This window comes from Actinoplanes sp. NPDC051861 (assembly GCF_040681145.1).
GTDB lineage: Bacteria > Actinomycetota > Actinomycetes > Mycobacteriales > Micromonosporaceae > Actinoplanes.
Map to the genome: position 1 here is coordinate 26,144 of NZ_JBFAYE010000025.1, position 23,443 is coordinate 49,586.

The 23,443-nt window shown below is 71.9% G+C and carries 16 protein-coding genes; 11 read left to right on the forward strand and 5 right to left on the reverse strand.

Annotated elements, in window-relative coordinates; all coding sequences use genetic code 11:
* Positions 1-264 precede the first annotated feature (264 nt).
* Entirely contained in the window at positions 265-1,461 is a 1,197-nt protein-coding gene (locus tag AB0M02_RS40055) for a hypothetical protein (protein WP_364237151.1), read from the forward strand.
* On the forward strand, positions 1,458-2,543 hold the full coding sequence (locus AB0M02_RS40060) for a methyltransferase domain-containing protein (protein WP_364237153.1): 1,086 nt from the start codon (positions 1,458-1,460) through the stop codon (positions 2,541-2,543). The genes AB0M02_RS40055 and AB0M02_RS40060 overlap by 4 nt, the downstream gene beginning before the upstream one ends.
* Positions 2,544-2,561: 18 nt before the next feature.
* Here the strand turns inward: AB0M02_RS40060 and AB0M02_RS40065 are convergent, their stop codons facing one another.
* Both AB0M02_RS40065 and AB0M02_RS40070 read right to left on the reverse strand, forming a co-directional pair.
* Entirely contained in the window at positions 2,562-4,349 is a 1,788-nt protein-coding gene (locus tag AB0M02_RS40065; protein WP_364237155.1) for a VanW family protein, read from the reverse strand.
* 73 nt (positions 4,350-4,422) lie between these two features.
* Positions 4,423-6,444, reverse strand: coding sequence for a response regulator (locus AB0M02_RS40070; RefSeq protein ID WP_364237157.1), 2,022 nt, complete (start codon positions 6,442-6,444; stop codon positions 4,423-4,425).
* A gap of 97 nt (positions 6,445-6,541) precedes the next feature.
* Between AB0M02_RS40070 and AB0M02_RS40075 the strand changes: the two genes are divergently transcribed.
* Positions 6,542-9,754: a PAS domain S-box protein gene (locus AB0M02_RS40075; protein ID WP_364237159.1), complete on the forward strand. Its 3,213-nt coding sequence runs from the start codon at positions 6,542-6,544 to the stop codon at positions 9,752-9,754.
* Between the two features lie 89 nt (positions 9,755-9,843).
* Entirely contained in the window at positions 9,844-11,826 is a 1,983-nt protein-coding gene (locus AB0M02_RS40080) for a tetratricopeptide repeat protein (protein WP_364237161.1), read from the forward strand.
* A gap of 8 nt (positions 11,827-11,834) precedes the next feature.
* On the opposite strand, the gene AB0M02_RS40085 is transcribed toward AB0M02_RS40080, so the two are convergent.
* Together AB0M02_RS40085 and AB0M02_RS40090 are read right to left on the reverse strand one after the other, a co-directional pair.
* A complete protein-coding gene (locus tag AB0M02_RS40085) occupies positions 11,835-12,818 on the reverse strand; it encodes a TerC/Alx family metal homeostasis membrane protein (RefSeq protein ID WP_364237164.1) in 984 nt (327 codons plus the stop codon).
* Between the two features lie 348 nt (positions 12,819-13,166).
* Positions 13,167-13,793: an alpha/beta fold hydrolase gene (locus tag AB0M02_RS40090; protein ID WP_364237166.1), complete on the reverse strand. Its 627-nt coding sequence runs from the start codon at positions 13,791-13,793 to the stop codon at positions 13,167-13,169.
* A 132-nt stretch (positions 13,794-13,925) separates the two neighbouring features.
* Here AB0M02_RS40090 and AB0M02_RS40095 point away from each other — a divergent pair, with 132 nt between their 5' ends.
* The 5 genes from AB0M02_RS40095 (at position 13,926) to AB0M02_RS40115 (ending at position 21,072) form a co-directional block, all read left to right on the forward strand.
* Complete coding sequence (locus AB0M02_RS40095; protein WP_364237377.1) at positions 13,926-15,050, forward strand: MFS transporter; 1,125 nt, start codon at positions 13,926-13,928, stop codon at positions 15,048-15,050.
* Positions 15,051-15,124: 74 nt separating this feature from the next.
* On the forward strand, positions 15,125-16,267 hold the full coding sequence (locus AB0M02_RS40100) for a glycosyltransferase family 1 protein (RefSeq protein ID WP_364237168.1): 1,143 nt from the start codon (positions 15,125-15,127) through the stop codon (positions 16,265-16,267).
* A 62-nt stretch (positions 16,268-16,329) separates the two neighbouring features.
* Positions 16,330-17,307, forward strand: coding sequence for a helix-turn-helix domain-containing protein (locus AB0M02_RS40105; protein WP_364237171.1), 978 nt, complete (start codon positions 16,330-16,332; stop codon positions 17,305-17,307).
* A 67-nt stretch (positions 17,308-17,374) separates the two neighbouring features.
* Complete coding sequence (locus tag AB0M02_RS40110; RefSeq protein WP_364237174.1) at positions 17,375-19,816, forward strand: LuxR C-terminal-related transcriptional regulator; 2,442 nt, start codon at positions 17,375-17,377, stop codon at positions 19,814-19,816.
* Between the two features lie 11 nt (positions 19,817-19,827).
* Positions 19,828-21,072: an alpha-amylase family glycosyl hydrolase gene (locus tag AB0M02_RS40115; protein WP_364237177.1), complete on the forward strand. Its 1,245-nt coding sequence runs from the start codon at positions 19,828-19,830 to the stop codon at positions 21,070-21,072.
* 40 nt (positions 21,073-21,112) lie between these two features.
* Here AB0M02_RS40115 and AB0M02_RS40120 read toward each other — a convergent pair whose 3' ends face one another.
* Positions 21,113-21,931 (reverse strand): hypothetical protein, encoded by an 819-nt coding sequence (locus tag AB0M02_RS40120; RefSeq protein WP_364237179.1) that lies wholly within the window; start codon positions 21,929-21,931, stop codon positions 21,113-21,115.
* A gap of 144 nt (positions 21,932-22,075) precedes the next feature.
* Between AB0M02_RS40120 and AB0M02_RS40125 the strand changes: the two genes are divergently transcribed.
* Positions 22,076-22,666, forward strand: a complete 591-nt coding sequence (locus tag AB0M02_RS40125) for a TetR/AcrR family transcriptional regulator (RefSeq protein WP_364237181.1) — start codon at positions 22,076-22,078, stop codon at positions 22,664-22,666.
* Between the two features lie 19 nt (positions 22,667-22,685).
* Entirely contained in the window at positions 22,686-23,429 is a 744-nt protein-coding gene (locus AB0M02_RS40130; protein WP_364237184.1) for an MBL fold metallo-hydrolase, read from the forward strand.
* Positions 23,430-23,443: the final 14 nt, after the last annotated feature.

Genomic DNA, 23,443 nt, shown 5'->3' on the forward strand with positions numbered 1-23,443 from the left:
GCGGGCGCACCCACATTCCACACACAATCGAGTGGTGACGCCGAGCGGCTGCCTGCCGCCGTGCCGCCGGTGGGTGTGTGGGGAGTTGGGCCCGCGGGCGCACCCACATTCCACACACAATCGAGTGGTGACGCCGAGCGGCTGCCTGCCGCCGTGCCGCCGGTGGGTGTGTGGGGAGTTGGGCCCGCCGGCGCACCCACATTCCACACACAATCGAGTGGTGACGCCGAGCGGCTGCTGGCGGAGCTCGTCGACGCCTCGTTGGTGATCTCGGATTTGAGTGCGGAGCCGCCGCGTTACAGGCTGCTGGAGACCGTGCGGCACGTCGGGCTCGGGCACCTCGGGCCCGACGGGGAGCGAAAAGCGCGCGGCGCCCACGCCCGCTGGATGCTCGACCTGGCCGCCGAGCTGGTGGAGCGCGGCCGCGAGCGGGACCCGTGGACCACACCCACCCTGCGCCGTGAGCTGCCCAACCTGCAGGAGGCCCTGGCCTGGCTGGGGGAGAGCGGCCACGACGACGGCCCGAGGCTGGCCGCTCTGCTCGCCGTGATCGGGTCGGACGCGCCGGATCCCGGGTTGACCGAGCAGCTGGCCGGGTGGGCGCCGGAGCGGGTCGAGACCGAGAGCGACGTGCTGCGCGGGCTGGCGGCCGGGAACGCCGAGTGGCTGCGCGGCGATCTGGCGGAGGCCGACCGGCTGCTCAGCGCGGTTCTCGACCGGATGCCCGGTGATCATCCGCTGCGGTGGGGCGCGCTGATCGTGCGGATATCCAACGGGATGTTCGCCGGGCGAGCCGCCGATGTGCGGGCGGACGCCGAGCGGATGGCCGAGGATCCGGGCGCGCCGCGGTGGGCGCGGGCCACCGGGATCTGCTGCGCGGCGCTGATGGACGCCTACGGCGGGGATCCGGAGGCGGGCCGGCGGTGGCTGGAGAAGTACGTCGACCGGCTGCACAGCGATGGCCTTGACGGTTTTGTCCAGTTCACCCGCGGTGAGTTGCTGAGCGGCGAGGAGGCGCTCGCCTGGTACGACGAGTCGATCGCCGCGAGCGACCGGGTCAACCAGGTCTACACGGGCAACGTGGCACGGGTCGCGCGGGCCGCCGTGCTCATCCGGCTGGGGCGGTACGCGGAGGCCGTACCCTTCTGCAGTGATCTGATCCTGACCGTCCGCGACGCCAACATGACCGCCCAGGTCTGGACGATGATCCGCCTGATCGCCGAGCTTCTCGGCGCTCTCGGTGAGCCGGCCGCCGCCGCGAAGCTGGTCCGCGCCGCCGACATCGACCCGATGGCACCGGCCGTGATGAGCGCCGACGCCGAGCGGCTGGCCCGGCTGCGCGACGGCGCGGAGACGCCGCCGGCGGGCGACACCGCGACGATCATCGGGTACGCCCTGTCGGTGCTCAGCAAGGCATGGGCAAGGTACGAGCAAGGGCCGGCCGCCACTGTCGGTGCATGACAACCGATACGCAGAACAGTCCCACGATCGACGAGGCCCGCGTGGAGGCCTTCCTCGGGCAGCTGATCACCGATTTCGCCGGTGCGTCGAGCACGGCGATGACCGTCCTGGGCGACCGCCTCGGGCTGTACCGGGCGCTCACCGGTGCCGGGCCGGTCACCGCGGAGAAGCTCGCCGCGCAGACCGGCCTGCATCCGCGCCTGGTCACCGAGTGGCTGCGGCAGCAGGCCGTCTCCGGGTACGTGACGGTCGCCGGCGACACCTACGAACTGCCCACCGAGCACGCGCTGGCGCTCTCGGTGGTGGACTCACCGGCGTACGTGGTGGCGGCCGGCGAGATCATCACCGGTTACTTCCTGTCCATGGAGAGGCTGGAGGCGGCGTTCCGCGGCGACGGCGGCCTGGACCACGAGGAGGTGCCGGGCTGCACGTACCACGGCATCGAGCGCTACTTCCGGACCGCGTACGTCAACCAGCTCGCGCAGACCTGGTTCCCGGCCGTCCCGGGGCTGGTCGCCAAGCTCGAGTCGGGCGCGCGGGTCGCCGATGTGGGCTGCGGGCACGGCTTCGCCAGCCTGCTGATCGGCAACACCTGGCCCGGTGCCACGGTGTCCGGGTTCGACCGGCACCAGCCGTCGATCGCCACCGCACGGGCCCGCGCCATCGAGGCAGGCAGCCCGGCGAACGTCTCGTTCCACGTCGCCGACTCGGCCGCGATCGGCGGGCACGGCCCGTTCGACGTGGTGGTCTTCTTCGACGCCCTGCACGACCTGGGTGACCCCGCGGCGGCGTTGCGCGCGGCCTACGACGCCCTGGCACCCGGCGGCGTCGTCGTGGCCGTCGAGCCGTGGTCGGCCGACGACTGGACCAGCACGATCGGGATGCCGATCACCCGGATCGGGTACGCCTCCTCGGCCGCCCTGTGCACCCCCGGCTCGCTGAGCCAGCCGGGTGCGTACGGGCTCGGCACCCTCGGCGGTCCGGCCAAGCGGCTGTCGCTGCTGGCCGAGGCCGGTTTCGCCGACCCGATCCTGGCCGCCGACACCGGCTTCAACCTGGTGGTGTCGGCAACCAAGCGGTGAACTCGGGCGGCCCGGGGATCAGTTCGTGGTCTCCGGGCCGCCGCACACGAAGTTCGGCTCCGCGTCGTACTTCCACGTGAACTTCTCCCGCTTGGCCACCTTGCCGTCCTTGTGGAACAGGCGGAACGCGTCCTGGGTGAAGCCGATGAGCCCACCGGTCGCGATGCAGTCCGGTCCGTCCGGCAGGACGATCCGCTGCGGTGAGGTGATGTTGCGCCGGGGGCTGTACTCCGTGGTGACCTTGTCCCAGACCTTGGTGCTCCACATCGACACCGTGATCGAGTTGCTGGTGTACGCGGTGTCGATCAGCACGCCGTGCGGGCTGTCGTTCTTGAACTTGAAGTCGAGATCCGGGTAGAAGATCGTCGACTCGATCACCGCCGGGTAGCGGTCGAAGTAGAACGAGTGCGGCTTGTGCTCGACGTCCTCCAGCCCGGCGTAGTAGCTGGCGTTGAAGAGCGTCGTGGTGAACTGCGAGACCCCGCCGCCGACGCCCGGTGTCAGCTTGCCGCCGATGATCACCGGCGCGTCCTGATAGCCGGTCTTGTAGGTGCGCTCCCCGGTGTGCTTGTTCAGCGAGAACGTCTTGCCCGGCAGCACCAGCGCGCCCCGGACCTGCTTGGCGGCCTGCACGATGTTCTGGCTTCGCGACGAGGAGAGCCCGCCGGTGAACTTCGTGGTGAAGGTGGAGACCTTCTCCTTGACGCCGAGCTTCGCCAGGTCGGCGGCGCTGAGCTTCGGGGCACTGGTGACCGGGGTGGCCGCGATCGACCGCTCGCTCGTGGCGCGCAGCACGCCGATCATCTCGGGCGCCGCGGCGGCCAGGTCCAGCGCGGTGCCCTGGGCGCCCTCCACGATCTTCGGCTTGCCGGCGGCGAACGTGAACCGCGCGTCCTTGGCCGGCTTCTCCAGCTTCGCCAGTTGCCCGGCGACGGCCGCCCGCAGCTTCTTGTCGTCGATCCGCGGCTCGATCTTCCCGGCCCTGTCCGCGGTCAGCACCAGGCTCTTGGCGATGGCGGCCGGCGGGATGCTCAGCGTGCCCAGCGACGAGGTGACGGTGAGCGGGGCGGCGACCGCCGGGCGGGCCAGCGAGCCGACCAGCTCGTCGACCTCGGCCGCGGTCGTCGTCGCGAACACGTCGACCAGCGGGACGGTGACCGTCCCGCCGCCCGGCCAGGCGGCGCGCAGCGCCTCGGCGGAGCGTGCCGGGTCGATGTCGCGGCCCGGCTCCGGGTGGACGGCGCGGGGTGTGAGGCCGTCGAAGACCACGGCCGGCTTGCGCATCGGCGTGCCGATCTTGCCGGCCGCCTTGCGCAGGGCGCCGTCGAGGAGATCCGGGTCGACGGCGACGACCGGGGCCACCTCGCGGTCGGCGAACAGCGACGGCCCCCCGGTGGCCGCGGCGGTGACGGTCGCCTCCACATCGACGACCAGGCCGACGTCGGCCGGCTTGACGGTGACCTCCTTGCCGTCGACCTGGACCCTGACCGGCTCGGCGAGTCTCGGGTCCGCGGCGAGGTGGTCGCGCAGCGCCTGCGCCGCGGCGGTGCGGCTCAGCCCGCCCAGGTCGGCGCCGAGCACGGTGACGCCGCGCGGCACGTCGCCCCGGTAGGCCCACCGGGCCGCGACGCCCGCACCCGCGGCGACCAGGACAAGAGCCGCGGCGCCGGCGATCAGGAACCGGCGGCGGCCCCGGCGCGGCGGAGGAGCGGACTCGAGAACGTCGTGAGCCGGCACGGCCTGCGCCGGAACCCGGGCGGTGGCGGATTCCGAAACGGGCGGCTGTCGATCACTGGCGGTGGTCACCGGGCGTCCTTCCAGAGCCAGAAACACGGGGAGAGCTCACGTTATTTGACTACGGTTGTGAGCTTCCTGTGGATCAGCCGTGATGGGTCGCGTTCAGCGCCGACCGGACAGTGTTGACCAACGTCTCGCGGTTGTACGGCTTCGCCAGGATGGTGGAACCCGGTTCCAGGTTGTTGCCGGACTCGTCGAAGAGCGCCTCGGCGAACCCGGACACGAAGACGATGCTCAGGTGCGGCTGCCGCGAGGTGGCGATCTGGGCAAGCTGCCGCCCGTCCATCCCCGGCATCACCACGTCGGTGACCAGGGCGGAAACGTGACCGGGGTGCTGTTCGAGGACTTTGAGCGCCTCGGTGCCGTCGGCGGCGGTGAGTACGTGATAACCCGCGCCGCTCAGGATCCGGGCGGTGACCTGGAGCAGCGCCGCCTCGTCGTCGACCAGCAGCAGCGTCTCGCCGCCCGGGCATGCCTCGTGGGCGTTCACCGGGGGCGGGGCGGCGGGCGTGGCGACGACCGCGGGGAGGGCGAACGTCGCCGTCGTACCCTGCCCCTCCCGGGACAGCAGCGTGAGCTGCCCGCCGGCCTGGCTGACGATCCCGTGCGCGGTGGACAGGCCCAGCCCCGCCGTGCCGCCGGTGGGCTTGGTGCTGAAGAACGGCTCGCAGGCCCGGTCCAGCACATGCTGCGGCATGCCCGCTCCGGTGTCGCGGACGCGCAGCACGACGTGACCGTCCTCCACGGCGGTGGAGATCGTCACGATGCCGCCGCCCGGCATGGCCTCGGCGCTGTTGCGGACCAGGTTCTGCAGCGCCTGGGTGATCTGCGCCGGGTCGGCCTGCACGTCCGGCAGGCCGGGCGCCAGGTCGAGGGCCAGCTCGGCGCGCTCGCCGGCCGTGGCCCGCAGCGCCGCCTCGGCGTCGCGCAGCAGCGTGTTCATGTTGAACGCGGTGGGCTGGGTGATCTCGCGGCGGCCGAACGCGAGCAGCTGCTGGGTGAGCGTCTTGGCGCGCTCGCCGCCCTTGACGACCTGGCCGAGGTCGCCGAGCAGGGATTCGGCGATCCCGGCCGGTACGGAGCCGTCGGCCTGCCCGTCGGTGATGCTCTCGATGGCCAGCGTGGTGTAACCGAGGATGGCGCCGAGGATGTTGTTGAAGTCGTGCGCGGTGCCGCCGGCCATCCGGCGCAGGCTGTCGAGCCGCTCGGCGTCGCGGTGCCGGGTCTCCTCCTGCCGGCGGAGCGTCTCCTCGCGCAGCCGCTCCTCGGCGGAGACCAGGTCGGTGACGTCGTCGACCATCAGCACGCCGCCGGCCAGCTGCCCGTCATCGTCGTCGTGGATCTGCCGCAGGTGCAGCCGCAGCCGCCGGGCGGTGCCGTCCGGCCAGGTGATCCGGTGGTCGAACCGGAGTTCGGCGGCCTCGCCGGCGCCGTGCAGCAGGCTCAGCGCGGCGTCCTGGGCCGGTGTGTCGAGCCACGCCAGCCAGCCGAGGCCGAGGAAGCTGTCCATCGGCACCTGCATGATTTCGGCGAGGCGCGGGTTGATGTAGTCGGCGCTGCCGTGCCGGTCCAGGATCCCGATGCCGACCGGTGAGGCGATCGCCATTGCCTCGAACCGGCGCTCGGTGTCGTGCAGGGCGCGGACCTTCTCGATCAGCTTGGCGTTGACCGCGTGCAGGTGTGCCTGGGCGAACGTCTCGTCGGCCGCCGGGACCTCGACCGTGACCGGCCCGTGCGCCAGCGCGGTGTCCACGGCGTCGAGCAGCGTGTGCGGGTCCTGGGAGCGCAGCACGACCTGGCTCACCCCGCACGCCTCGGCGATCGGACGCGTCTCCGGCTCCAGGTAGTTGGCGGTGTAGAAGATCACCGGCGCCTGCGCCGCCACCGGATCCGGGTCGGTGCGCAGGCGGTGGACCAGCTCCAGGCCGTCGATGCCGGGCATCAGCACGTCCGAGACCACGACGTCGGGGTGGTGGACGTGGGCCAGCCGGAGCGCGTCGGCCCCGTCCTGGGCCTCGATGACGTCGTGACCCCGGTAGCCGAGCAACATGCGCACGATGTCCCGGTTCGCGGCCACGTCGTCGACGACCATCACTGTCGCCACGGCGCCTCCTTCTGCGGCGTCTGGAGAGCCTTTGTCCGCTAATAAGGCTAATGCAGAAAATCTTCACATGTACGGTGATGCAGAAGAGGAGGTAGCTGTGTCGGTCCGTCCGCCGGGGCGCACCCCCGCCCTACTGGTGCTCGCTGCACTCGCCGCGGCGGGCGTCACCCTCGGCGCCGAGGTGCTCCGCCACCGCATCGGGCGGCGCATCGACCGCTACTTCTATCTCGCCGCGATCCTGGAGCACACCGAGACACCGGCGTTCGTGAAGAGCCTGAGCGGCCGGTACCGCCTGGTCAGCGCGGCTTTCGAGCAGCTCGAGGGCCGGGTGCCGGGCACCGTGGCGGGACGTTACGACCGGGACGTGCACCGGCCGGAGCGGCTCGCCGAACTGCGCCGCCGGGACCGCGCGGTGGTCGCCGCCACCGGCCCGCTGGCGTACGAGGACGAGGTCGGCGGCCGCCGCTACCTGACCACCCTGTACGCGCTGCGCAACCGTCGCGGGCGCCCGTACGCGATCTTCGGGGTGGGCACCGAGGTCACCGAGTTGCGACTGGTCGAGGGTCAGGTGGAGCGGGAGCGGCGGCTGCAGGCGCACGCCAACGCCCGCCTCGCCGCGATCGTCGAGGCCTCCCAGGACGCGATCGTCAGCAAGGCGCTGGACGGCACGATCCGCACGTGGAACCCGGGCGCCGAGCGGCTCTACGGATACACCGCCGAGGAGATGGTCGGCAGCGACGTCACCCGGCTGCTGCCGCCGGACCGCAAGGGCGAGGAGAAGGAGCTGCTCGGGCGGGTGCTGGCCGGTGGCGCGCTGAGCCGGTACGAGACCCGCCGCCAGCGCAAGGACGGCACGATCATCGAGGTCTCCCTCAGCATGGCCCCGATGCTGGACACCGACGACACCGTGATCGGCGCCTCGACGGTGGCGCACGACATCACCGCCCGCGTGCAGGCCGAGCAGCGCCTCCGGGTCGAGCGCGAGCAGCTGGAAATGATCATGCAGGCGGCCAGCGACCCGTTCTTCACGATGGACGGCGACGGCGTGATCGCCGAGTGGAACCGGCAGGCCGAGCACGTCTTCGGCTGGCCACGGGCGGAGATCCTCGGCCGCACCGTGGACGGGACCATCCTGCCCCGCCGGTACCGGGGCGCGCTGCGGCGACTGCTCGACGGGCGCTGGGACTGGCTGCTGGACCGGCCGACCGAGATCGGGGCGACGCACCAGGACGGCCACGAGATACCGGTCGAGCTGACCATGTGGCGGCTCGGGCACGACGGCGGCGCGCACTTCCACGGTTTCGTCCGCGACATCACCGCCCGGCGGCAGACCGAGGTGGCCCTGGCCGAGGCCCGCGACCAGGCGATCGAGACGGCCCGGCTGAAGTCGCAGTTTCTGGCGTCGATGAGCCACGAGATCCGGACACCGATGAACGGCGTCATCGGCCTGACCGGCCTGCTGCTCGGCTCGGCCCTCGACGAGAAGCAGCGACGGTACGCCGAGGGCATCAGCGCGGCCGGCTCCGCCCTGCTCGCGGTGATCAACGACATCCTCGACTTCTCCAAGCTGGAGGCCGGCAAGGTGCTGCTCGAGGACGCCAACTTCGGCGTCCGCGACCTGATCGACGACGTCGTGTCGCTGGTCGCCCCGCCGGACACCCGGGACGCGGTGAGCGTCACCGCGCTCTGCGACCGGCGCCTGCCCGCCACGGTCTGCGGCGATCCGGCGAAGCTGCGCCAGGTGCTTCTCAACCTGGCCGGCAACGCGGTCAAGTTCACCGACCGGGGCCAGGTCATGGTGACCGCCTGCCTGGACGAGCGCCATCCGGCCGGCCCGGAAGCGGTGCCGATCCGGTTCGAGGTCGCCGACACCGGTATCGGTATCGACAAGCACCGGCAGCAGGAGCTGTTCGAGGCGTTCACCCAGGCCGACGCCGGAACCACCCGGCGGTTCGGCGGCACCGGCCTCGGCCTGGCGATCAGCCGCGACCTGGTCGAGCTGATGGGCGGCAGCATCGGCGTGGAGAGCGAGCCGGGCCGCGGCAGCACGTTCTGGTTCACCGTGACCCTGCGAGCCGCCCGCGACGACCTGGACATCAGCGACCGGCACTCGCTGGACGGCCTGCGGGTGCTCATCGTCGACCGTGACGAGAACGACCGCGACGTGCTCACCGAGCAGCTCACCGCCTGGTCGATGCAGGCCGCCGGCGCCGTGGACACGGCCAGCGCGGCGGAGGCGCTGCGCGAGGCTGCCGCGGCCGGCCGGCCGGTCGACCTGGTCATCGTCGACATCGGCACCGCGCGTGGCGACGGCATCGAGCTGACCCGGCTGACCTTCGCGCCGGAGGGCTGCCCGCCGCCCAAGACCATCCTGCTCGCCACGGACGCGCACCACCTGCCGGTGGAACCCGACCCGGGCCGGTTCTCCGCCGCGTTCGCCAAGCCGCTGCGGCAGTCGCAGCTCTACGACGCGCTGGTCGGCGCGCTCACCGGCCGGGCCGAGGACCAGGTCATCGGCACCACCGCGGCGACGCCGCTGGGCCTGGGCCACCTTCTGCTGGTCGAGGACAACGAGATCAACCGTACGGTGGCGCTGGGCATCCTGGCCAACCTCGGCTACAGCGCCGACGTCGCGGTCAACGGCGTCGAGGCGGTGGACCTGGCGACCCGGCAGGAGTATCAGGCGATCTTCATGGACTGCCTGATGCCGGAGATGGACGGGTACGCCGCCACCGAGGAGATCCGGCGCCGCGAGCCGCCCGGCCACCACGTGCCGATCATCGCGCTCACCGCGAGCGCCCTGCCGGAGGACCGGGCCCGCTGCCTGGCCGCCGGCATGGACGGCCACATCGCCAAGCCGCTCATCCCGGGTGACGTCGCGCGGGTGCTCCAGCAGTGGGGCAACCGGCTGCCGGTGCCGGACCTGGCATCGGTGACGGCCGAGATCGAGCAGCGTCTCGACCAGCTGCGCGGCCCCGACCCGGTCGCCACCGCGGGCGCTCTCAACGGGCTGCTCGGCTCGCTGGCGGCGAAGATTCCGCAGCACCTGGACCGGATGGCGCAGGCGCTCGCCGACGAGGACGCCGCCGCACTGCACGCCGAGGCACACCAGCTCAAGGGCATCATGGCGAACCTCGGCGCGGTCGCGGCCACCGACGCGTGCGACCGGCTGGAGACCGACGCCCGCGCCGGCGACCTGGAGTCCGCGGTGGCCTCACTGACGCGAGCCCGCCCAGCGGTGGCCATGGTCCACGACGCGATCACCCGCATCCGCCGCCGCTTCAGCGACGCGGACATGGTCAGCCGCTGACGAAGCGGTTGCGGCCGCTTGTCTGCTCCTGCTGTCGTACGGCATTCTGGTGGGCCCGCCGGTGACGTTGCGCAGGGAGTTGATCACCCGTGGTCGATGCCGGTGCCGCAGGTGGCGACCGCTACCGGGTCGAGGTGCCCGGTGGACAGGGAGTGCAGGTCGGCCCGGGCGGCATCCAGAACAACGTCTTTGTGGACCCGGCCGGGGTGCCGCCGCCACAGACGACCGGAGGCGGCGTGGTGCACAACCTGCCGCGGGCGTCCCGGGTGTTCCTGGGCCGGGATCTGGGGGAGCTTGCCGGGCAGCTGAGCGGCGATGACGTGGGTGTGGTGGTCGGGCAGGCCGGCGCCGTGCACGGTCTGGGTGGGATCGGTAAGAGCGAGCTGGTCAATCACTACGCCCGCGCGTACCTGCCGCGGTATTCGCTGGTGTGGTGGATCACCGCGGACAGTGATGAGAACGTGGGTTTGGGGCTTGCCGCGCTGACAGGCCGGTTGCATCCGGTGACGATGCTGGCTGACGCGCGGGCGTGGGCGGTGGGCTGGCTGCAGTCGCACACCGGCTGGTTGCTGGTGCTGGACAACGTCGAGGACGTCGGCGACATCAGCGAGCTGCTGGGTGTCGTCGGTGGCAACGGCCAGGTGCTGGTGACCACGCGGCGGGACCTGGGTGCGGCTCGGTGGGCGGTGTTGGGATTGACGCCGTTGCGGCTCGGGGTGCTCGCCCGGCCGGCGTCGATACAGCTGTTGACCCGGCTGACCGGCCGGTCCGATGACAGTGCGGGTGCCGGTCGGCTGGCGGCTGATCTGGGTGATCTGCCGCTGGCGTTGGAGCAGGCCGCTGCTTACGTCAGTCAGCACGCGGCGATGAGTTTCGACGACTACCGCAGCCTGCTGGCCGGGCAGTTCGCGCGCGTGGCCGCCACCAGCGGGTTCGGCGGGGACGACGGCCGGGCGGTGGCTTCGGTGTGGACGCTGACCATGTCCGCGATCGTCGAGTCGAGTCCGCTGGCCGGGCGGGTGCTGGACGTGCTGGCCTGGCTGGCTCCCGACGATCTGCCAGACGACGTGTTGACGCCGCTGGCCGACGACCCGGCCGATGTCGATGACGCTCTCGCTCTGCTGGCCTCCTACAGCATGATCAGCCGGCCCGGTCGGATGGTGAGCGTGCACCGGCTGGTCCAGGCTGTGACACGGCACCACCAGCAGCAGACCGGAGCCGTGGAAGAGGTGCAGCAGCAGACGGCCGGGCTGCTCAACAGTGCGATCCCGGACGATCCGATGAACAACGTGCAGGGCTGGCCACGATGGACGATGCTCCTTCCCCACATCGACGCGTTCACCACCAACCTCCCCGACGACCACCGGATCACCGATGTTCTCCATGTGGTGGCCAGGGCAGCTACGTTCCGGCACTTCCAGGGCCAGGTTCATACGGCGATCAGCGAGTTCGAGCAGGTGCTCGCCGGCATGCGGCGGCTGCTGGGCGAGGACCATCCGGGCACCCTGATGACGCGGCACAGTCTCGCGATCGCCTACCGCGAGTCGGGGCGGCCGGACGAGGCGATCAGCGAGTTCGAGCAGGTGCTGGCCGACGCTCGGCGGTTGCTGGGCGACGACCACCCGAACGTCCTGATCGCCCGAAACCAACTTGCTATCGCCTACCGCGAGTCGGGGCAGCTGGGGGAGGCGGTCAGAGGGTTCGAGCAGGTGCTCGCTGACCAGCGGCGGCTGCTGGGCGACGACGACCCGGACACCCTGGGCACGCGGAACAATCTCGCAGTCGCGTACTACGACGCGGGGCGGCTGGAGGAGGCGATCAGAGGGTTCGAGCAGGTGCTCGCCGGCCAACGGCGGCTGCTCGGCGACGAGCATCCCCCCACCCTGCTCACGCGGAACAATCTCGCCGCCGCCTTGCAGGCGGCGGGGCGGCTGGACGAGGCGATCAGCGGGTTGGAGCAGGTCCTCGCCGACCAGCGGCGGCTGCTCGGCGAGGACCACCCCTACACCCTGCTCACGCGGGACAACCTCGCTACCGCCCTCCTGCAGGCCGGCCGGCCGGACGAGGGCTGAGCCACTTCTCAGGTGACGTCCGCGGTCTCCCGGCGGTTGGCTACCAGGCTGGTGACGGTCACCGTGGCCAGGGTGGCGGCGATGACGGCGAGGGACAGCTCGGTCGGGATGTCCGGCACCTGCTCCCACAGCTTGTGCGCCCAGTGCAGCAGCAGCTTCACCCCGATGAAGGCCAGGATGATCGCCAGCCCGTAGTCCAGGTGCCGCAGCTTGTCCAGGACGTTGTGCAGGACGAAGTACAGCGCGCGGAGACCCAGCAGGGCGAACGCGTTGGTGGCGAAGACCAGGTACGGGTCCTCGGTCACGCCGTACACCGCGGGCACCGAGTCGACGGCGAAGACGATGTCGGTCATGAACACCGCGACCACGACCAGCGCGAGTGGCGTGAGCGCGTGCCGGCCGTCCTGCCGCACGAGCAACCTGCCGCCCTGGTAGGTAGCGGTCACCGGCATGATCCGGCGCAACAACCGGACGCTGCGCATGCTGTCGATGTCGACGTGGTACTGCTCGTCGCGCATCGCGTCGCGCAGCACCTTGACCGCGGTGGCCAGCAGTGCCGCCCCGAACAGCAGGAACGCCCACGCTCCGGTCCGCAGCACCGCCGCACCCGCCGCGATGAAGATCGCTCGCAGGACCAGGGCGCCGGCGATGCCGTAGAGCAGCACGCGCTGGGCCAGTGCCGCCGGCACCGCGAACGCCGCGAGCAGGAGCATGAAGACGAACAGGTTGTCGACCGACAGTGACTTCTCGACGACGTACCCGGTGAAGAACTCCATCGCCGGCGTCCGCCCGTACACCTGAAGGATGAGCACCCCGAACGCGGCCGGAAGCGCGAGATAGAAGAGTGACCAGCCGACCGCCTCGCGCATCGCGACCTCATGCGGTCGCCGCGTCACGGCGAAGTCGGCGGCCAGCAGGGCGAGCAGCACGACGATGGTGATCGTCCAGAGTTGCGTGGTGGCGATCGAGTTCAAGCGGGCCTCCTCGGACACGTGTCACTGTCCGAGGTCTCCCTCACCCCTGATCAGAATCCGCGGGTGAACGGACGGGGGCACGTTCGGCGCGCCCGTGGTGACCGCCACGCTTCTTCGGAGGTACTCCCCTCACCGGGCAGCTTAGGCACCTCCGCCCCGGCCAGCTATCCCAATCGCGCGATAAACCCGATTCTGGTTGACTCGCGGCTGCCCGCGGAGGACGGTGAGGGGATGGAATAGCTGGTCAAGGAGGGTCGGGGCATGATGATCGACATCCTGGTCGGCACCATGCTGATCGTCTGCATGCTGATCAGCAGTGCCGCGCTGCTACCACCACGCCGGCATCACCGGCATCACTGAACGGCGCTACAGAAGATCACGCAGGGTTGCGGCGAAGGACGCCGGCGCACGCAGGTGCGGGAAACCCGAGCGGGGCCGCGTCGGGGAGACCCGGTGCGGCCGCGCTTTCGCGGAGAACCAGCAACGGTACGCGCGGAGCAGCCCCGCATCCCGGCGCGCCACCGCGAACTGACGGTAAGCATCCGGGATCGCACCCAGGTCGGCCGCGGCCAGATGCTGGTCGACACAGTCGGACGGCTCCTCGACAGGCTCGTCGAAGGTGAGCACCGCCCGGGTCGCGTACGAGGCGGCGAACCCGTCGGCGAGCAGTGCCGACTCGGCGTGCCCGACCACCACCGGAGCCCGGTGCAGGTCGAGCCCGGCGATCAGGACGGCGAGATCCTGGGTGAGCGCGTCGAGGTCGTAGTCGCCGCGCGGCGCTGACTGACCGTGACCGGGCAGGTCCACCGCGATCACGCTGCACGAGCTGCTCAGCGCCAGGTCGGCCGCGACCGGCCACCACATCGTCCGGTCGTAGAGCAGGCCGTGCAGCAGGACCACCGGGCGGCCGAAGCTTCCCCAGCGGTCGTAGACGAGATGGTTACGGGGAGTTCCGTACGCGTGGGTGGTGCGGCGTGGGGGCTGCGGGTGCATGCGGGGATGTCTTCCTTGTCCGGGGGGCCGTCAAACATGCACTACGGACGGGATGATGTGCTCGATCACGTGACCGAGCAGCTTTCGAAGATCAATCCGTTGAGCCCGTGGCGCGCGATCGCCGGATTCGGGATGGTCAGCCTCGCCGCCGACATGGTGTACGAGGGCGCCCGCTCGGTGACCGGACCGCTGCTGGCCGCACTCGGCGCGTCCGCACTCGCGGTCGGCCTGATCAGTGGGGCCGGCGAGGCCGCGGCCCTGCTGCTGCGACTGTTCTCCGGTCCCTTCGCGGACCGGACCGGGCGCTACTGGGCGCTCACGATCTTCGGGTACGCGATGACCGCCGTCTGCGTGCCCCTCCTGGCCGTCGCGCCGCTTCTGGGCGGTGCCGGTCTCGCCGTGGCGGCCTTCCTGATCGTCGCCGAGCGGGTCGGCAAGGCCGTCCGCAGTCCCGCCAAGTCCGCGCTGCTCGCCGAGGCCGCCGGCGCGGTCGGCCGGGGCCGGGGGTTCGCCGTGCACAAGGCCCTCGACCAGATCGGCGCGTTCGCCGGCCCGCTGCTGGTCGCCGCCCTGGTGGCGGCCGCCGGGACGGTCTGGCCCGCGCTCGCCTCCCTCGCGATCCCCGGCGCCGTGGCGATGGTGCTGCTGGTGTGGCTGCGGCGGCGCTTCCCGGCGCCCGTCCGCTCCTCGCCCGCCACGGCGGTGCCGGACACCGGCGGGCTGCCCCGCCGCTTCTACTGGTTCGCCGCGTCGGCAGCGGCGGCCACGGCCGGGCTGGTCACGTTCGGCCTGATCTCGTACCACGCGAGTTCCGCCGGCGGCATCACGCTGGCCGCGATCCCGCTGCTCTACGCGGCGGCGATGGCGGCCGAGGCGATCGGGGCGCTGGTCACCGGCCATGTGTACGACCGCTCGGGCGCCCGCGTCCTCTACGCCCTCCCCGTCCTGGCCGCCGCCACACCGGCCCTCGCCCTGTCCGGCAGTGTCCCCGCGATCATTGCCGGAACGATGCTCTGGGGCGTCGCCGTGGGAGTGCAGGACTCGACCGTGAAGGCACTCGTCGCCGATCTTGTCCCGGGCCACCGGCGGGCCACCGCGTACGGGGTCTTCGCGGCGTTCCAGGGCGGCGCGGCCCTCGTCGGCGGCGCACTCGCGGGCGGCCTCTACGGCTGGTCGATCACCGCGCTGGCCGTGGTGGTCGCGGTCGTGCAGCTGCTGTCGGCGGCGCTGCTGGCGGTCACCATGCGCAAGAACTAACGATTCGCCGATCGTTCCGCTCCCGGCCACAGCGGTGTCGCCCCGCCGATCGGCCCCGGCATTCCCCTGTGTTCATGCGCATCGCGCTGGTCACAGAGTCCTTCCTGCCCGACGTCAACGGAGTCGCCAACTCGGTCGTGCGTATGGCCGAGCACCTGGCGCGTACCGGCCACGACCCGCTGGTGGTCGCACCCGAACCGCCCGCCGGCAGCCGGCCGGTGGGATCACTGCCGTACCCCGTGGTGCGCATCCGGTCCCTGCCCATGCCCGGTTACCCGCAGCTGCGACTCGGCCTGCCCGCCCCGGCCCTGCACGCGGCGATCCGCCGCCACGACGCGGACGTGGTCCATCTGGCCAGTCCGTTCGTGCTGGGCGCGTGGGCACAGGCCAGTGCCCGCTCACTCGGGCTGCCGTCGGTCGCGGTCTACCAGACCGATGTGGCCGCGTACGCCCGCGCGTACCGCGTCCGGCTCACCGAGCGCATGGCGTGGCGGTGGATCCGGACTGTGCACAACTCGGCTTCGCGTACGCTCGCTCCCTCCACCGAATCCATTGCCGCCCTCGCCTCCCACGGCGTCCGCCGCCTCCATCTGTGGCGCCGCGGTGTGGACGACGTCCGCTTCCACCCGGCCCGCCGCAGCACCGGCATCCGCCGGGCCCTGGCCCCCGGCGGCGAGGTCCTGGTCGGCTTCGTCGGCCGCCTGGCGGTCGAGAAAGAGGTGGACCTGCTGGCCGGCGCCGCCCGCCTTCCCGGCGTCCGCCTGGTCGTCGTCGGCTCCGGCCCCGCCGCACCCGCCCTCCGCAAGGCCCTCCCCACGGCGGTGTTCCTGGGCGCCCGCCACGGCGCCCAGCTGGCCCGCATCTACGCCAGTCTCGACGTCTTCGCCCACACCGGCCCGTACGAGACCTTCGGACAGGCCGTCCAGGAAGCCATGGCGTCCGGCCTGCCGGTCGTGGCCCCCGCGTCCGGCGGCCCGCTGGACCTGGTCTCGCACGGCCGCACGGGTTATCTGGTCCCCCCGCACAGCGGCGCGGACTTCACGGCCGCGATCGCCCACCTGGCCGCGAACCCACCCCTCCGCCAGGACTTCGGCGTCGCCGCCCGAGCCGCGGTCGAGGGCCGAAGCTGGTCCGCCATCGGCGACGAACTCATCAACCACTACCGAGCCGCCCTGGGCGCCCCCCTGACAACCCGCGTCCCAGCCGTGGCCGGCTGACCCCGGCGGTCACGCCCTGTCCCACCAGGTGCCCGCACTGTGCGGCCTGAGACAGTGATGGCATGGCCTTCGTCCTGGACACCGCGGGAATCCCGGTGCATGAGCGTGTGGAGGCCGTGCACACCGCCATGATGTACGCGTCCGCGCCCTGCCACGTGGTCCACGAGAACCCGGGCGGGCCGGTGTACGCGCGGATGGAGGTCTGGGACCTCGGCGACGCGAACGTGTTCACGCAGCGCTCGTCCGGGATCCGGCTGGTGCGCACCGCCAAGCTCGCCCGCCAGGACGCCATGCCGGTGATCGCGCTCTCCGTGCAGCAGCGCGGCACCGGGCGGCTGGAGCAGGGTGACCGCCGCGAGCTGACGCCACCGGGTGAGCTGCTCGGCGTCGACCTGTCCGGCTCGTACGACTACTGCTGGTCCGGCGACGGCGCGGCCGGTTGTGTCCAGATCCCCCTCGACCGCCTCGGCCTGCCCGTCGACGTCATCCGCCCGGCTCTCGGGAACCTGCACGCCAGCCCGCTGTACCGCCTCGTCACCAGCCACATCGGACAGCTCGCCCGCGACCCGGCCCGCATCACCACCGACCCGGCCGCCGCCACGGTCGCCGCCGCCACCATCGACCTGTGCCGCGCCCTGCTCGCCTCGGTCGGCCGCGCCGGGCCGCACACCCGGCAAGCGCTCGCCGACACGCTGCTCACCCGGGTACGCGCCTATGTCCGCAACCACCTGACCGACCCGGGCCTGAGCCCCGCGACGATCGCCGCCGCGCACAACATCTCGCTGCGGCACCTCTACAAGCTCTGCGCTCAGGCCGACCTGAGCCTCGAACAGTGGATCATCAGCGAGCGCCTCCGCGGCGCCCGCCACGAACTGCTCCGCACGGCCGCCCGCCCTCGCCCGATCGCCGCGATCGCCCGCTCCTGGGGCTTCCGCGACCCCACCCACTTCACCCGCCGCTTCCAGGCCCGGTACGGCACCACCCCCGGCCAGTTCCGCCGCACGTCAGCCGAGGCACGGGAGAGCGACACCATGCACTGACAGCCGTTGATCGTGCACGCACAGCAGCCGTCTCCCCGCCGGTCGATGGATACGGTTCCGGCCAGTCATGGGTCTCAGGGGGAGAGCCGCGGAGTGCCGCAGGCTTCGGGAGTTCACCGGAGCTCTGCGTGGCGGACGCGGCGGGGTGCTGGTGCTGCGGGGCGAACCGGGAGTGGGCAAGACCGCCCTGCTGAACCATGCTGTCCGCGGTGAGCGCACGATCCGGATCGAGGGCGTGGCCGCCGAGGCCGGTTTCCCGTACGCCGCACTGCACCGCCTGCTGCTGCCGTTCCTGGCCGAGGCCCCCCGCGCCCTTCTGGTCGCCTGCGGTCTCTCCGATGGCCCACCCGTCGACCCGCACCTGGTAGCCCTGGCCACCGCCGCCGCACTGTCCCGCGCCGGCACGCCACTGATGTGCTGTGTCGACGACGCACACTGGATCGACAGCCAGACCCTGACCACCCTCACCCTCGCGGCCCGCGAGGATCCGGCCATCGGTCTCCTGCTCGCCACCCGCGACGAACTTCCCGACCTCCCCTCATTGGAGGTCACGGGTCTCACGACCCCCGCCGCGACCCGCCTGCTGCGCGAAGCAACCACCTGTCCTCTGGACCACATGGTCGTCGCTCGCCTGGTCACGGCGACCGGCGGCAACCCGCGGGCCCTGTTGAACCTGACCCGCGAACTCTCCGCCGACCACTTGACCGGCGCCCGCACCCTGCCCGACCCGCTCCCGATCGACAGTCGCCTCGCCGCCCACCACCTGCACCAACTCCCCGAAACCACCCGCCGGCGACTCCTGCTGGAAGCGGCCGCGGAAGAGCCAGGCCTGACCGGCACCACCGCCGTCGAACGGATGGCCCGAGCCGCCGTCTACAGCAGCGCGACCGGTGCCGAACGCCGTCAGGCGCACGCCGTCCTGGCCGACGTGACTTCCGCCGCCGATCTCCGCGCCTGGCACCGGGCCGCGTCGTGCCTGGGCACCGACGACGCGATCGCCGACGAACTGGAACGCGCCGCTGACCTGGCCACGGCGCGTGACGGCCTGCCGGCCCGTGTCGTCTTCCTCACCCGCGCGGCCGAACTCACCACGAACGACCAGCTCAAGGCGGATCGATTGTTAGCCGCGGCCACAGCCGCAATTCCCACGGGAGCAGCGCCACGAGCTTTGCGGCTGGCCGAGAGCACGGCGGTGGCAGGGCCAAAGACCGATATCGTACGGTTGAAAGCGCACCTGATCCTCGGGCGAACCGACCCGAACGCCCTGCTCGAGGCCGCCCGCGCGCTGATCCACAGTGACCGGCGACTGGCTCGCGTGGCCCTCCTGGACGCCGCCGAGCACGCCCTCCGCGCTGTCCCCCGGATGCCTCACACCGTCCCCGCCGAGATCGCCGGCCTGGCCGCCACCCTCGGCGCCGACCCGACCATTCCCGGACAGCAGCTGAACGCCTTCGCCACGCTCGCCGTCTCGGGACATGAGGCCGCCGTCCCGCTGATCCGCCGCACCGTCCACGACCTGCTCAACCCCGGAACTCCGCCGGAGTGGCATCTGATCGCCACCGCCCTCAGCTCCCTGCTCTGGGATCCCGAGGCGACCCGTGCCCTGTGGCAGCAGGCGATCACCACCGCCCGCCGAACCGGCGCTCTCTGGCACCTGACCACCGCACTCCACGGCGCCGCCACCCTGGAGACCCGCCTCGGTGAGACCGCCACCGCCGAGCGCCTCCTCGCCGAGCACGACCGGATCCGGACCACGATCGGCATCCCCGCCCACCCGTTCCCGGAGCTGACCGCCTGGCGCGGCGGCGAACCGCCGGAGACACCGTTCGACCCGGTCAGCCACGTCGTCCTCGCGCTCGGCCGAGGCGACTACGCCCGCGCCCGCACCGCCGCCCGCGAAGTCCTCGACAGCGACCCCCTCGGCCTCCACCCACAGATCCTGGCCGACCTGGTCGAGGCCGCGGTCCGCGGCGGCGACCGGGTGCTCGCCACCGGGTCGCTGGCCACGCTCACCGAGCGGGCGCACCCCGCCGGGACCGACTGGGCGCTCGGCGTGCTCGCCCGCTCCCGAGCACTGCTCGCACCCGCCGCCGGGGCCGAGACGCTGTACCAGCGGGCGATCACGCTCCTGTCCGGCACCCCGGCCAGGGCCGATCTCGCTCGCGCGCACCTGCTCCACGGCGAGTGGCTGCGCCGTCAGCGCCGCCGCCGGGACGCCCGCGCCGAGTTGAGCACCGCGCTGGCGATGTTCGAGCGGATGGGTGCTGCCGGGTTCGCCGCACGCGCCGCGCAGGAGCTCGACGCCGCGGCCGGGCGCCGAGGCACCGGCGCGCGCCTCACCCCGCAGGAGACGGCGATCGCGCGCCTGGCCGCGGACGGCGCCACGAACGGTGAGATCGCCGCGCAGCTGTTCCTCAGCGCGAACACGGTCGATCACCACCTGCGGAAGGTGTTCCAGAAGCTCGACGTGACCTCCCGGCGCCAGCTACCTCCGGCGCTGCGGCGCTAGCCTGGGGTGCGATGAACACCTCTTGGATCGACCACGCGATCTGGTGGCACGTCTACCCGCTCGGCTTCACCGGGGCGCTCGGCTCCGGCCCCGGGCATCGGCTGACCCGCTTGGTGGACTGGCTGGACTACGCGATCGAGCTCGGCGCGAACGGGCTTCAGCTCGGCCCGGTCTTCGCCGCCGAGTCACACGGGTACGACACCGTCGACCACTTCCGGATCGACCCGCGCCTCGGTGACGACGCCGACTTCGACAAGCTGATCGCCGCCTGCCGCGACCGCGGGATGCGTGTGCTGCTCGACGGCGTGTTCAACCACGTCGGGCGCGGTTTCCCGGTGCCCGACCCGGCAACGTGGTACCGCCGCAACGACGCCGGTGACGTGCTGGTCTTCGAGGGCCACGCCGGCCTGCCGGAGCTGAACCTGGACGAACCCGCCGTGCTCGACCACGTCGTCCGGGTGATGAACCACTGGCTGGACCGGGGCGCAGACGGGTGGCGGCTCGACGCCGCGTACGCGATCCGCCCCGACTTCTGGCGCGCCGCCCTGAGGAGGGTCCGCGCCGAGCACCCGGACGCCTGGTTCGCCGGTGAGGTGATCCACGGCGACTACACCGGTTACCTGCGCGAGAGCACGCTCGACGGGATCACCCAGTACGAACTGTGGAAAGCCCTCTGGAGCAGCCTCAACGACCGGAACCTCTTCGAGCTGTCCTGGGCGCTGCAACGCCACGGCGACGTCCTCGCGGCCGGTACGCCGCTGACCTTCGCCGGCAACCACGACGTCACCCGGCTGGCCAGCCGCCTCGACGACGAGCGCCACCTCGGGCACGCCCTGGCCGTGCTGTTCACCACCGGTGGGGTGCCGAGCGTCTACTACGGCGACGAGCAGGCGTTCCGCGGCGTCAAGGAGGACCGGCCTGGCGGCGACGACGCGGTCCGCCCGGAGTACCCGGCGAGGCCGGCCGAGCTCGCACAGTACGGCTGGCCGGTGTACCACCTGCACCGCCGCCTGATCGGCCTGCGGCGGCGCCACCCGTGGCTGGTGCGGGCACGCACCGAGGCTGCCCACCTGACCAACGAGGCCGCCGCCCTCGTCTCCTCCGACGCCTCGAACCGGGTGGTCACCCTCCTGAACGTCGGCGACGACCCTTACACGTTCCCGATCGACACCTCCGGCCTGACCGTGGCGGAGTCCTCCGCGCCGCTGCGGGGCCTCGAGGTCCCCGCCCACAGCTGGGCGATCCTGACGCCTTGACCAGCCCTCCCGGCGCGGCCGAACGCGGCGGCCGGTGGCGTCAGTAGTCCGTGTCGCGGGGGAGGAGCGGGCGGTCCGCCGCCGGCCCCTCCGGTGGCAGCCGCCCCGTGCCGGACAGCCAGTGCCGCACCAGGGGCCAGAACCACAACGAGGTCCCGGCCTCCGGGGGCGGGAACGCGGCGTGCTCGGCCCGCCAGGTGTCGGCACGTGTGACGGTGACCCGTGCGCGGTGGGCGATCTGGTGCATGGTCACCATCTCCGGGTCGTCCGCGTCCCGCTGCGCCGCGCTCGCCCAGACGCTGACCTGTGGCTCCTCCCAGGCTCGGCCGGCCAGGGCCGCGAGCAGCGGCGACGCGGCGCGCATCCGGTCGCGCAGGGTTTCCCGGTTGATCTCGATGGTGTCCCAGACCGCGGCGTTCGCCGCACGGACGCTGCCGTAGTCGCCGATGTGGCCGAACCCGTACGGCCTCGTGCCGACGTGGGCGGACCAGACGCCGCGCGGGCCGGGCTTCACCGAGCCGAGGGTCATCGACGTGAACTCGGGCACGCACACCGGGCGTCCGCTGTCGCCCGCCAGGCGGCAGGCCGTGACCACTTCGGACACGGCCGTCGGGCGCGGCGAGCGGTGCAGGGCGGCCACGTGCACGGCGAGCCGCTCCGCCGCGCTCAGGCGCTGCCACCACAGGTCCCGCACCCGGTCCAGCACGTCGTCCAGCGCCGGCACACCGGCCACGACCGGCGGCGGGCACTGCCTCAGCACGGCCGACGTCAGGGCGGTGACCTGGGCGATCACCGTCTCTTCAAGGTCATCGCCGGGCCGCAGCCCGGCCGCCGGATCCAGCGGCGAGGTCAGCGTCATCGTCCACCCCCCATTCGAACACCTGTTCCATTATCCTCCTCGCGGCGCTCCCCGTCTGTCCCGTCCGGGGGACGACTGATGTCAGGTGTCCGACCGTCCATCGACCGGGATGGGTAGCATTCCGGCAGGTCTGGAGGGGGAACAGTGCCGAAGATCGTCGATCACGACCAGCGGCGGGACGAGATCGTCGAGGCGTATCTCACCGTCGTCGCACGGGACGGGCTGCCGGCGGCGACGAGCCGCGCCATCGCCGCTGAGCTGGGCGTCGGCACCGGCGCCCTGTGGCATTACTTCGACGGGTACGACGCGGTCGCCGCCGGCGCCTACCAGCGGATAACCGAGCGGACCAACACGCGGATCGCCGCCGCCACCGCCGACCTGCGTGGCCTCGACGCGGTCTACGCGATGCTCCGCGAGATCCTGCCGCTGGTGAAGGAGACCGTCGACGAGGCGTACGTGGTGGTCGGCTTCTGGGGCCGTCTCGCCGCCAACGACAAGATCGCCGCGACCCGCGCCGACGTGGACGAGCACTGGCACGAGCTGCTGCGGGCGCACCTCACCGACGAGGTCGCCGACGGCGGGCTGGACCCGGGCATCCCGCTCGAGGATGTCATCGACGTGCTTCTGTCCATCGCGGTCGGCCAGCAGGTGCACGCGATCATGGGCTCCGATCTCGCCGAGCCGGACCGGCAGATTCGAATGATCGATCTGTGTCTTCGCCCATGGCGGCGCTGATCTGCGCTAAGGATGAGTCATGAGTGATTTCAGACTGAGCCGCAGACTGCTCTTCACCGCGGGATCCGGCGCTCTCGGCGTGACCGTCCTCAATACCCTGACCGGCTGTTCCACCTCGGAGTCGTCGCCGTCCACCGGAGCCTCCGCACCCGCTCCGGCGACCTCCGCCGTCCAGGGGTCGCTCGGTGACTGGCAGCGGGTGAACCTGTCGTACGTCTCCGCGTACCTGCTGATCCGCGGAAAGGAGTCGCTGATCGTCGACACCGGGACGCCGGGTTCGGAGACCGGCATCGGTGACGCGCTCAAGGCGGCGGGCAGCGACTGGTCCACCGTCAAGCACGTCATCCTGACCCACCTGCACGACGACCACGCCGGCGGCCTCGCGGGGGTGTCGCCACTGGTCAGCGCGAAGCTGTACGCGGGGGACGCGGACGTCTCCGGCATTCTGTCCGACAAGCCGCTGACCGCGCTGAAGGACGGCGACGAGGTCTTCGGGGTACGGATCGTCGGCACGCCCGGGCACACTCTCGGGCACATCTCGATCTTCGAGCCGTCGACCGGCGTCCTGGTGGCCGGCGACGCGCTGCGCAACCAGAACGGCCTCGAGGGGTCGGCCCCGGAGTACACGGCCAACCTGCAACTGGCCGCCTCGTCGGTGAAGAAGATGGCCGGCCTCGACGTCAAGGTGATCCTGCCCGGTCACGGCGACCCGGTGACCGATGGCGCCGCCGACAAGTTGAAACAACTGGCCGCCTCGGTTTAGGCAACCGTCCGGCA

Coding starts and splice junctions, on each gene's coding strand:
- AB0M02_RS40090 (WP_364237166.1), bottom strand. CDS start 13,793: ATGCACCCGCAGCCCCCACGCCGCACCACCCACGCGTACGGAACTCCC.
- AB0M02_RS40110 (WP_364237174.1), top strand. CDS start 17,375: ATGGGTCTCAGGGGGAGAGCCGCGGAGTGCCGCAGGCTTCGGGAGTTC.
- AB0M02_RS40130 (WP_364237184.1), top strand. CDS start 22,686: ATGAGTGATTTCAGACTGAGCCGCAGACTGCTCTTCACCGCGGGATCC.
- AB0M02_RS40100 (WP_364237168.1), top strand. CDS start 15,125: ATGCGCATCGCGCTGGTCACAGAGTCCTTCCTGCCCGACGTCAACGGA.
- AB0M02_RS40060 (WP_364237153.1), top strand. CDS start 1,458: ATGACAACCGATACGCAGAACAGTCCCACGATCGACGAGGCCCGCGTG.
- AB0M02_RS40120 (WP_364237179.1), bottom strand. CDS start 21,931: ATGACGCTGACCTCGCCGCTGGATCCGGCGGCCGGGCTGCGGCCCGGC.
- AB0M02_RS40095 (WP_364237377.1), top strand. CDS start 13,926: ATGGTCAGCCTCGCCGCCGACATGGTGTACGAGGGCGCCCGCTCGGTG.
- AB0M02_RS40115 (WP_364237177.1), top strand. CDS start 19,828: ATGAACACCTCTTGGATCGACCACGCGATCTGGTGGCACGTCTACCCG.
- AB0M02_RS40105 (WP_364237171.1), top strand. CDS start 16,330: ATGGCCTTCGTCCTGGACACCGCGGGAATCCCGGTGCATGAGCGTGTG.